Annotated in this window: 10 protein-coding genes; 3 read left to right on the top strand and 7 right to left on the bottom strand. The window is 68.1% G+C overall.

The features are described from left to right. Positions 1-1,408: proline--tRNA ligase (locus ACXJKH_RS09175; protein WP_457319192.1), on the bottom strand; the 1,408-nt coding region annotated here is incomplete at its 3' end. A 112-nt stretch (positions 1,409-1,520) separates the two neighbouring features. Continuing rightward, entirely contained in the window at positions 1,521-1,901 is a 381-nt protein-coding gene (locus ACXJKH_RS09170) for a DUF4124 domain-containing protein (RefSeq protein ID WP_457319191.1), read from the bottom strand. Positions 1,902-2,061: 160 nt separating this feature from the next. On the opposite strand from ACXJKH_RS09170, the gene pssA reads away from it, so the two are divergent. The 3 genes from pssA to rimI are packed head-to-tail and all read left to right on the top strand — an operon-like array spanning position 2,062 to position 3,790. Then, positions 2,062-2,841 (top strand): CDP-diacylglycerol--serine O-phosphatidyltransferase, encoded by a 780-nt coding sequence (gene pssA, locus ACXJKH_RS09165; RefSeq protein WP_256775347.1) that lies wholly within the window; start codon positions 2,062-2,064, stop codon positions 2,839-2,841. Continuing rightward, on the top strand, positions 2,838-3,296 hold the full coding sequence (locus tag ACXJKH_RS09160) for a hypothetical protein (RefSeq protein ID WP_457319190.1): 459 nt from the start codon (positions 2,838-2,840) through the stop codon (positions 3,294-3,296). The genes pssA and ACXJKH_RS09160 overlap by 4 nt, the downstream gene beginning before the upstream one ends. Then, a complete protein-coding gene (gene rimI / locus ACXJKH_RS09155) occupies positions 3,293-3,790 on the top strand; it encodes a ribosomal protein S18-alanine N-acetyltransferase (RefSeq protein WP_256775349.1) in 498 nt (165 codons plus the stop codon). The genes ACXJKH_RS09160 and rimI overlap by 4 nt, the downstream gene beginning before the upstream one ends. 186 nt (positions 3,791-3,976) lie before the next feature. Here the strand turns inward: rimI and ACXJKH_RS09150 are convergent, their stop codons facing one another. The 5 genes from ACXJKH_RS09150 to ACXJKH_RS09130 form a co-directional block, all read right to left on the bottom strand. Continuing rightward, entirely contained in the window at positions 3,977-4,801 is an 825-nt protein-coding gene (locus ACXJKH_RS09150) for an EamA family transporter (RefSeq protein WP_457319189.1), read from the bottom strand. A 334-nt stretch (positions 4,802-5,135) separates the two neighbouring features. Then, positions 5,136-7,904: a valine--tRNA ligase gene (locus ACXJKH_RS09145; RefSeq protein ID WP_457319188.1), complete on the bottom strand. Its 2,769-nt coding sequence runs from the start codon at positions 7,902-7,904 to the stop codon at positions 5,136-5,138. 42 nt (positions 7,905-7,946) lie between these two features. Then, positions 7,947-8,135, bottom strand: coding sequence for a YqaE/Pmp3 family membrane protein (locus ACXJKH_RS09140; RefSeq protein ID WP_088432079.1), 189 nt, complete (start codon positions 8,133-8,135; stop codon positions 7,947-7,949). 45 nt (positions 8,136-8,180) lie between these two features. Next, entirely contained in the window at positions 8,181-8,606 is a 426-nt protein-coding gene (locus ACXJKH_RS09135) for a DNA polymerase III subunit chi (RefSeq protein ID WP_259207039.1), read from the bottom strand. An 85-nt stretch (positions 8,607-8,691) separates the two neighbouring features. Continuing rightward, a partial coding sequence (locus ACXJKH_RS09130; protein WP_457319187.1) for a leucyl aminopeptidase occupies positions 8,692-10,102 on the bottom strand: 1,411 nt, incomplete at its 5' end.

The following is a 10,102-nucleotide window of genomic DNA, read 5'->3' as shown; positions in this document are numbered from 1 at the left end:
GCCACGGTGCCATCGCCGCCGGCCAGATGATCCCGGCCTCGTCGTGGTTCTGCTCGATCGCGGCCGCGACGATGCGCGAGATGCCGATGCCGTAGCAGCCCATCGCCATCACCGCCGCCTTGCCGTTCTCATCCAGCACGGTGGCCTTGAGCGCCTGCGCATACTGACGGCCGAGCTGGAACACGTGGCCCACTTCGATGCCGCGTGCGATTTTCAGCTCACCGCCGTCGGCGGCGCGGTCGCCTTCCTTCGCATTGCGGATATCGGCCACTTCCGGCTCGGGCAGGTCGCGGCCCCAGTTGACGCCGGCGATGTGGAAGCCGGTCTCGTTGGCGCCGATCACGAAGTCGGCCAGCGCCGCGACATCGCGGTCGGCGACGATGCGGATCGGCTGGGCCGGGTTGAGCGGGCCCAGGAAGCCCGGCTCGCTGCCCAGGTGCGCCGCGATCTCCGCCTCGCCCGCCATGCGGTAGCCCTGCAGACCGTCCACCTTGCCCAGCTTGATTTCGTTGACCTCATGGTCGCCGCGCACCAGCGCCAGCACGAAACCGCCTTCGCTCATGATCGCGATCGACTTTACGGTGCGCTCCAGGCCCAGCCCAAGCAGCGCCGCCACAGCTTCGCAGGTTTTCTGGGTGGGCGTTTCAACCTTGCGCTGTGCCTCGCTGGCCGCYGGACGCGCGCCGGGGGCGGCGGCGATCGCCGCTTCCATGTTGGCTGCGTATTCCGAGCCGGTGGAGAACACCAGCGCGTCTTCGCCGGAATCGGCGATCACATGGAATTCCTGCGAGGCATCGCCACCGATCGCGCCCGAGTCGGCCTGCACCATGCGGAAGTCCAGGCCCAGGCGGGTGAAGATGCGGCTGTAGGCCGCCTTCATGTTCTCGTACTCGCGCACCAGGCAGTCATCGTGCAGGTGGAAGGAGTAGGCGTCCTTCATCAGGAACTCGCGCGAACGCATCACCCCGAAGCGCGGTCGGATTTCATCGCGGAACTTGGTCTGGATCTGGAAGAAATTGACCGGCAGCTGCTTGTAGCTGGACAGCTCCTGGCGCGCGAAATCGGCCGCAGCCTCTTCGGCGGTGGGGCTGTAGCAGAACACCTGCTCCTTGCGGTCCTTGATCTTCAGCAGCTGCGGACCGAACTTCTCCCAACGCCCGGTGGCTTCCCACAGTTCCTTGGGCTGGATGGTCGGGATCTGGAATTCGATCGCGCCGGCCCGTTCCATTTCCTCGCGCACGATGCGCTCGACCTTGCGCAGCACGCGCAGGCCCAGCGGCGACCAGGTGTACAGCCCCGAGGCCAGCTTGCGGATCATGCCCGCGCGCAGCATCAAGCGGTGGCTGGTGAGCTCCGCGTCGCTGGGGGTTTCCTTGGTGGTGTGCAGGTGGAACTGGGAGAGGCGCATCGTCGGCTTCGCTGAACGGCAGAAGTCGATATTCTGCCAGCCCAGCCGCTCCCCTGCCCATCACGGCTGCGGTGCAGGCCGCAGGGGCCCGCCGAGCCGGGGTTGGCGTGACTCAGCCGGCCGGCTTGCAGTACGCCTTGATGGCCGCGTCCGCCAGGTTCTTCTGCGCGCCGCGCTGTTCGTCGGTGAGGGCGGTGTCGGCCTTGCCGTCGCCGTTGGTGTCCTGCATGACCGCGCCCTTGCCGTTGAGCAGGGTCAGGTTGCTGCGCGCGGTGGTGCACTCGCTGGATTCGGCCGGCGCCGCCGCCGCCGGGGCCGCGCGGGCGACCGGATCACGGCCCTCGACCTGGCGCGATTCGTACTTCTGCCCGGTCGGGGCTTTCTCCGAATACTGGGTGACGCCGTTGGCATCCTTCCACTTGTAGACGGTCCCGGCACTGGCCGAGGCACTGGCGAGCAGCAGCAGGCAGCACACAGAGGGCAGGGCACGCATGGCAACTCCGGCATCAAGGTCAGGGCGCCGATTGCAGCATCCTGGCCCGGCGCTGGCAAGCCGGCGGCGACAGGCGGGAGGCCGGGCGGTGGCAGCGGTCGCCGGGGCGGCCGGCGGCCGGGCCGCCCCAAAGCCCGCCACACCCACTAAACTGGCCGGTATGGATCAGATGAAACCCCCGCCGCGCTCGCGCAGTATTTACCTGCTGCCCAACCTGTTCACCACCGCCGGCCTGTTTGCCGGCTTCTACGCGATCATCGCGGCGGCCAACGGCGACTTCGTCAATGCCGCCATCGCGGTGTTCGTGGCGGCGGTCATGGACGGCCTGGACGGCCGCGTCGCCCGCCTGACCGGCACCAGCAGTGAATTCGGCGTGCAGTACGACTCGCTGGCCGACCTGGTCAGTTTCGGCATGGCCCCGGCGCTGGTGATGTACCACTGGTCGCTGTCGTGGCTGAAATTCGACGATCCGGTGCTGGGCCGGGTCGGCTGGGCAGTGGCGTTCCTGTATGCGGCCTGCGCCGCGCTGCGCCTGGCCCGCTTCAACACCCAGGTCAGCGTGGTCGACAAGCGCTGGTTCATCGGCCTGGCCAGCCCGGCGGCCGCCGGGTTGATGATGTCCTTCGTCTGGGCGTTCGCCGATGGCAACCTGGGCTGGGACGGCAACCAGCTGCGCTATGTCGCGCTGGGGGTGACCCTGGTGGCCGCCCTGCTGATGGTCAGCCGGATCCGCTTCTGGAGCTTCAAGGGCAGCGGCGAGAAGGGGCCGCGCTCGGACCGCGTGCCGTTCCTGGCGCTGGCCCTGGTGCCGATCGCCATCGCCATCATGGTCATCGACCTGCCGCGCGTGCTGTTCGCGGTGGGCATTGTCTACGCCTTGTCCGGGCCGGGTTACTGGCTGTGGCAGCGCGCCCGCAAGACGGCCGAGCCGCGCGCGTGAGCGATATCGGCCTGCCGCCACTGTGGTCCCCGGCGCAGCAGTCGTGGCTGCAGGCGATGGGCTACACGGTGTTTGTCGACGGGCAGATCGAAGACGTGCCCGCGCAGGCACCGATTGAATTGAGCGTGGTCGCCGCGCCGGCACCGGATGCCGCGCAGGCACCGGCCGAGGTGGCGCCGCCGCCGCCGCGGCGCAGCGCCCCGACCCGGGTCGACGCGCCCGCACCGGTGGCCGGCCCGGTACGCGAGCGCGCGCCAGCCGGACGCCGTCCGGCAGTGCGCATGCCCGACCGGCTGCAGATCGCGCTGCTGAGGGCATCCGGCTGCAATCCGTCCGAACCGGAAACGCAGGCGTTGATGGCCGGCTGGAACCTGGAGGAACTGCGCGGCAATGCCGCTGCCAAGCGCGCGCTGTGGCCGCACTTGCGGGCCCTGCGCAAGCGGGGCCGTGCGTGAGCGCGGTCAGCTCACCCCGTCCGCTGTCCCTGCGCGCGCTGCGCGAGGCGGACATCGATGCGGTGATGCCGATCGAGCTGCGCGGCTATCCCTTCCCGTGGACCCGCGGCATCTTCGTGGACTGCCTGCGCGCCGGCTACCCGGCGCTGGCACTGGAAGACGACGGCGTGCTGGTCGGCTATGGCGTACTGAGCATCGCCGCCGACGAGGCGCACGTGCTCAACGTCTGCGTCGACACGCAGAATCAGTCGCGCGGCCTGGGGCGCTATCTGTTCCGCGCGCTGGTCAAGCTGGCCCGCGACCAGGGCGCGCAGCGCGTGTTCCTCGAAGTGCGACCCTCCAATACGCCGGCGGTGGCGCTGTACCACAGCGAAGGCTTCAACGAAATCGGCCGCCGCCCGCGCTATTACCCGGCCCGCGAAGGACGCGAGGACGCGCTGGTGATGGCGATGGAACTGGTGGACGACGATATCCAGACGATGCCGCCGCTGTAACGGTACGGACATCGGAGGCCGACACGAACCCGGTAGAGCCGAGCCATGCTCGGCTGCTCCACCATGACCCACTCGACCGGTTTGCCGCAGCTGCGCTGCGACAGCCGAGCATGGCTCGGCTCTACCATCATTGCCTTCCCTGGCTACCTCTGCGTCTGGCGCTGGGCCGTGGGTGCATCGTGTGCGTCAAGCGAGCCGCAACACCGCCGCACCCAGCACGATCAAGCCCGCCGCGATCCAGCGCTGCCGGGTGACCCGCTCATGCAGGATGAACGCCGAGATCAGGATGCCGAACAGGATCGAGGTTTCGCGCAGGGCGGAAATCATCGCCACCGGGGCGACCGTCATCGCCCATAGCGCCAGCGCGTAGGAGGTGAGGGTGCCGACGCCGCCGACCACCCCGTACTGCCAGTTGGCACGCGCATACGTGCGCAGCGCCGCGGCACGCGTGCACAGCGCCCAGACCGGCAACGGCAAGCCCGACAACAGGAACAGCCACAGCGTGTAGCTCAGCGCCGCACCGGAGTGACGCGTGCCCCAGGCATCCACCAGGGTGTAGGTGGCAATGACGCCGGCGTTGAGCAGTGGCAGCCACAGGTGCTGGCGTGAGATGCCACGCGTCATGCACAGGATGCCGGCGCAGATAAGCGCGATGCCGGCCCAGGCGATCCATGCCAGACGCTCGTCGATAAACAACGTGCCCACCAGCGCGACCAGGATCGGCGCGCAGCCTCGCATCAGCGGGTAGGACGCGCTCATGTCGGTCAGCTGGTAGGTGCGGGCGACCAGTACGTAGTAGATGACCTGCAACCCGGTGGACGCGGCCAGCCACGGCCAACTCTGCGCTGCGGGGGCGGGCAGGAACGGCAGGCCGATCGCAGCGAGGATCGCCGCCGAGCCGGTGACCAGGATCGTGGTCAGCAGCGTGTCGGCGCCGCGTTTGACGATGGCGTTCCAGCTGGCATGCAGCAGCGCGGCGAACAGCACGATGCAGAAAATGGAGAGCGACATCGTGTCGGCAGGCAGTCATTGCGTGGACGAACCCGCATGATGCCGCAGATGCGCGGTGGCGCCCAACATCGCCGCGGTAGAGCCACCCCACGGGTGGCTGCACGTAATCCGGGCAGAGCCACCCCACGGGTGGCTACACGTAACCCTGGTAGAGCCACCCCACGGGTGGCTGCACGTAACCCTGGTAGAGCCACCCCATGGGTGGCTGCACGCAACCCTGGTAGAGCCACCCCACGGGTGGCTGCACGTAACCCGCCACGGAGAGCAGCCACCCATGGGGTGGCTCTACCTCCAACCCACGCCGTGTTCCGGTATCCGGGTGGCTTCCCGGCGATTACAGCTTCGCGCGCTGTCCGCGCAGGCCGTCCAGCTGGGCGGTCCATTCGACCAGGCGCACGCGCTCCTGTTCGACCACCGCCGCCGGCACCTTGTCGGTGAACTTGGCCAGCTTGGTCTCGCTCTTTTCCTTCTCCGACTCCACCCGGGCGATTTCCTTGTCCAGGCGCGCGCGTTCGGCGCCCAGGTCGACCAAGCCCTCCAGTGGCACCAGCAAGGTCAGATCGCCCACGATCGCGGCTGCGGCCGGCGGGGTGTCACTGCCGTTGGCCAGCCACTCGATGCGCTCCAGCTTGAGCAGGAAGGACAGCGAGGAGGTGAAGCGGGTCATGCGCGCGCGGTCGTCGTCGTTGCCCCCCTGCAGCAGCAGGCTGACCTGCTTGGACGGCGGCACGTTCAATTCGCTGCGCACGCGGCGCAGCGCGTTGACCATCGACTTCACCCATTCCACGTCGGCCTCGGCGCGGGCGAAATCCCCGGCGAACTCCTCGGCGGTCGGGTACGGACGCAGCGAGAGGGTGTCCTCGGTGATGCCCAGGCGCGGGGCGACCTGGCGCCACAGCTGCTCGGTGACGAACGGGGTCAGCGGGTGCAGCAGGCGCAGCAGCGCTTCGAGCACGTACAGCAGGGTGTGGCGGGTGCTGTTGGCATCGTCGGCATCGGCACCGTTGAGCGCCGGCTTGGTCAGTTCCAGGAACCAGTCGCAGAACTCGTTCCAGGCAAACTCGTACAGGCACTGCGCGAGCAGGTCGAAGCGGTAGTTGGCGTAGTGCGTCTGCGCCTCGGTCGACACCGCCGCCAGCCGCGACAGAATCCAGCGCTCGGCATCGGTGCGCGGCTGCGGCACGCCGGTGAAGCTGCTGCCCTCGGTGTTCATCAGGGTGAAGCGGCTGGCGTTCCACAGCTTGTTGCAGAAGTTCTTGTAGCCCTCGGCGCGGCTCATGTCGAACTTGATGTCGCGGCCGTGGGTGGCCAGCGCGGCGATGGTGAAGCGCAGCGCATCGGCACCGTGGGCGATGATGCCCTCGGGGAATTCGCGGCGGGTGGCCTTCTCGATCTTCGGCGCGTCCTTGGGCTTCATCAGCCCGGTGGTGCGCTTGGCGATCAGGTCCTCGAGCGAGATGCCGTCGATGATGTCCAACGGATCGAGCACGTTGCCCTTGGACTTGGACATCTTCTGACCCTGCGCATCGCGGATCAGGCCGGTCATGTAGATGTCCTTGAACGGAATCTTCCCGGTGAAGCTGTCGGTGGCCATGATCATGCGGGCCACCCAGAAGAAGATGATGTCAAAGCCGGTGACCAGCACCGCCGAGGGCAGGTAGCGCTCGAAACCGCGCGCGTCCATCGCCTGCTCGTTCGGCCAGCCCAGGGTGGAGAACGGCCACAGCTGCGAGGAGAACCAGGTCTCCAGCACGTCGCTGTCCTGGTGCAGGGCGACATCGGCGGCAAGGTTGTTCTTCGCGCGTGCCTCGGCTTCGTCGCGACCGACGTAGCAGTTGCCCGCCTCGTCGAACCACGCCGGGATGCGATGGCCCCACCACAGCTGGCGGCTGATGCACCAGTCCTGGATGTTCTCCATCCAGTGGCGGTAGGTGTTGATCCAGTTGGCCGGCACGAACTGGATCGACCCGTTCTCCACCAGCTCCAGGCCGCGCTTGGCCAGCACGTCCATCTTCACGAACCACTGGTCGGTCAGGTACGGCTCGATCACCTGCTGGGTACGATCGCCCCGCGGCACCTGCAGCTTGTGCGCCTTGGTTTCGACCAGGATGCCGAAGTCTTCGAGCTCGGCCAGGATCACCTTGCGCGCTTCGTAACGGTCCAGCCCGCGATATTTTTCCGGGGCGTTGTCGTTGATCGCCGCCGTCGGGGTGAACAGGTTGATCATCGGCAGGTTGTGGCGCACGCCGACCTGGTAATCGTTGAAGTCGTGCGCCGGGGTGACCTTGACCACGCCGGTGCCGAACGCACGGTCGACATAGTCATCGGCGATCACCGGAATCTCGCGGTCGGTCAGCGGCAGCTTCACCATCTTGCCGATCAGGTGCGCATAGCGTTCGTCTTCGGGGTGCACCATGACCGCGGTGTCGCCCAGCATGGTTTCCGGACGCGTGGTGGCCACGGTCAGGGTGCCGCTGCCATCGGCCAGCGGGTAGCTGATCGACCACAGGAAACCGTCTTCTTCCACGCTTTCCACTTCCAGGTCGGAAATGGCCGTCTTCAGCACCGGGTCCCAGTTGACCAGGCGCTGCCCACGGTAGATCAGGCCCTGCTCGTGCCAGCGCACGAAGGCTTCGATCACCGCCTCGGACGGCTGCGGGTCCATGGTGAAGGTGCTGCGCGACCAGTCGCTGGAGGTGCCCAGGCGGCGCATCTGGCGCTCGATGGTGTCACCGGACTGCGCCTTCCATTCCCACACCTTCTCGATGAAACCCTCGCGGCCCAGCGAATCGCGGGTCTCGCCCTGGCCGGCCAGCGCCAGGTTGCGGCTGACCACCATCTCGGTGGCAATGCCGGCGTGGTCGGTTCCCACCTGCCACAACGTGTCGTAGCCGCGCATGCGGTGATAGCGCACCAGCGCGTCCATCAGGGTCTGCTGGAAGGCATGGCCCATGTGCAGCGTGCCGGTTACGTTCGGCGGCGGCAGCAGGATGGTGTACGGCTCGCCCTTGCCGGACGGCTTGAAATGGCCGGCCTTCTCCCACGAGTCGTACAACTCGGTTTCAAAGGATTTGGGGTCGTAGCTGGGGGCGAGTTGGGTCATGCGGGAACCAGGATCGAAGACGAAAGGTGGGGTGCCGGAAGTTCAGCGCCCGAGGGCGCGACGGATCTTCTGGTCGGTATGGAACTGCGAGACCGCGTAGGCGGCCCAGATCGCGGCGGGCAGCCAGCCGATCAGCGTGATCTGCAGGATCAGGCAGAGGATGCCTGCGATCGGGCGGCCGATGGTGAAGAAGGCGAACCAGGGGAAGATCAGGGCGATCAACAGGCGCATCAAGAGGCTCCGGGTGCGGCGGCGGCCCGAGGGGCGCCGCGCGGGTTACATGTCGTACTTGTTCAGGTCAAAGCCCAGCGCCTTGTACTGGCGCCAGCGCTCGCGCAACGGCTCGCGCGCTTCCGGGTCGGCCGGTACCACTTCCAGCACGCGGTCGCACTCGGCCAGGTAGGGGTCATCGCGCAGGTTGATCACCAGCGGGCGCGCCGGGGCTGGCGTGCCGGGCACGGCGATCAGCACCAGTGCCTCTTCCTCGTCCATGTCTTCGCCGGCGATCTGATGCGGGATGTAGGCGTCGTTGTCGAACGCCCACAGCAGCTCGTCCAGCTCCTCGGCCTGGGCCTGGTCGCGTGCCAGCACCAGGGTGAACAGCCCGGCGTCGTTGGCCTTGCGGGCCAGTTCGCAGACCAGGCGCAAGGGCTCGGTCAGAAAGCGGGGCTTGGCGATCAGGTAGAAATCAGCACGGGACATGGCAGGGCCTGGAGCGGAGGGAGAACCCGGCGCCAGGCCGGGCGGGATCGCGGCCACCGCCAGGCGGCCGCGATCGGGCAGGGCATCAGGCGCGGGCGACCTGGTCCAGCAGCCACTGGCTCAGCAGGCCGACCGGACGACCGGTGGCCATGCCGCGCTTGCCTTCGTCGCTGGCCACGCCGGCGATGTCCAGGTGGGCCCAGCGCTGGCCGTCGGTGAAGCGCGACAGGAAGCAGCCGGCGGTGATCGCACCGGCCCAGCGACCGCCAATGTTGTAGACGTCGGCGAAGCTGGAATCCAGCATCGGCTGGTATTCGTCCCACAGCGGCAGGCGCCAGGCGCGGTCGAACACGTGCTCGCCAGCGGCCAGCAGTTCGTTGGCCAGGTCGTCATGCTTGGTCATCAGGCCGGCGGTCTGGTGGCCCAGCGCGACCAGGCAGGCGCCGGTCAGGGTGGCCACGTCGACCAGCGCGGCCGGCTCGAAGCGCTGGGCGTAGGTGAGGGCGTCACACAGGATCAGGCGGCCTTCGGCGTCGGTATTGCCCACTTCGATGGTCTTGCCCGACATCGAGGTGATCACGTCCGACGGGCGGTAGGCGTTGCCGTCGATGGCGTTTTCCACCGCCGGCACCACCACCACCAGGTTCAGCGGCAGTTTGGCGGTGACCGCCGCGACGAAGGTGCCGATGACGTTGGCACCGCCGCACATGTCGTATTTCATCTCTTCGATGCCGCCCTGGGTCTTCAGGTTGACGCCACCGGTATCGAAGGTGATGCCCTTGCCGACCAGCACGTAGGGCTTGGCGTCGCCGCCGTTGCTCCACTTCAGCACCACCAGGCGCGGGCGGTTGGCCGAGCCACGGGCCACGGCCAGCAGCGAGCCCATGCCAAGCGCTTCCATCTGGTGCTCGTCCAGGATCTCCGCTTCGGCACCCTCGTGGGCCTGGGCGAACGTCACCGAGGACTCGGCCAGGTAGGCCGGGGTGCAGAAGTTCGGCGGCAGGTTGCCCAGCTCGCGGGCGTACTGCACGCCGGCGGCGATGGCCTGGCCCTGCGCCAGCGCCTGGGTGTCGGTGCCGGCGATGGCCAGCTGGGTCAGGCCCGGCGCTTCGACCTTCTTCTTGCCCAGCGTGGCGCTGTAGCGGTATGCCGCGTGGTCGGCGGTGATGATGGCCTGGCGGATGTTCCAGGCGGCATCGCGGCCCTTGACCTCGATCTCGGTCAGGGTCAGCAGCGCGTGGTGGTTGACCCCGCTCTTGAGCGCGCGGCTGGCATCGCCCACCGCCTTGAGGTACTGCGGGACGCCGAACTTGGCCGGCTCGCCGAGCCCGACCACCAGCACGCGCGGCGCGTTGACGCCGGGCAGGTCGTGCAGCAGGGTGGTGGCGCCGGTCTTGCCGCCGACATCGCCGCGGGCCACCAGGGCCGACAGGCGACCACCGGAGGCGGTGTCCAGGGCCTGTGCCGCCGGGCTCAGGGTCTGGTCGGCATAGGCG

Source organism: Stenotrophomonas sp. P5_B8, from assembly GCF_054049855.1.
Note: the sequence above shows the minus strand (reverse complement) of the source record. Positions and strands in the feature narration are given on the sequence as shown.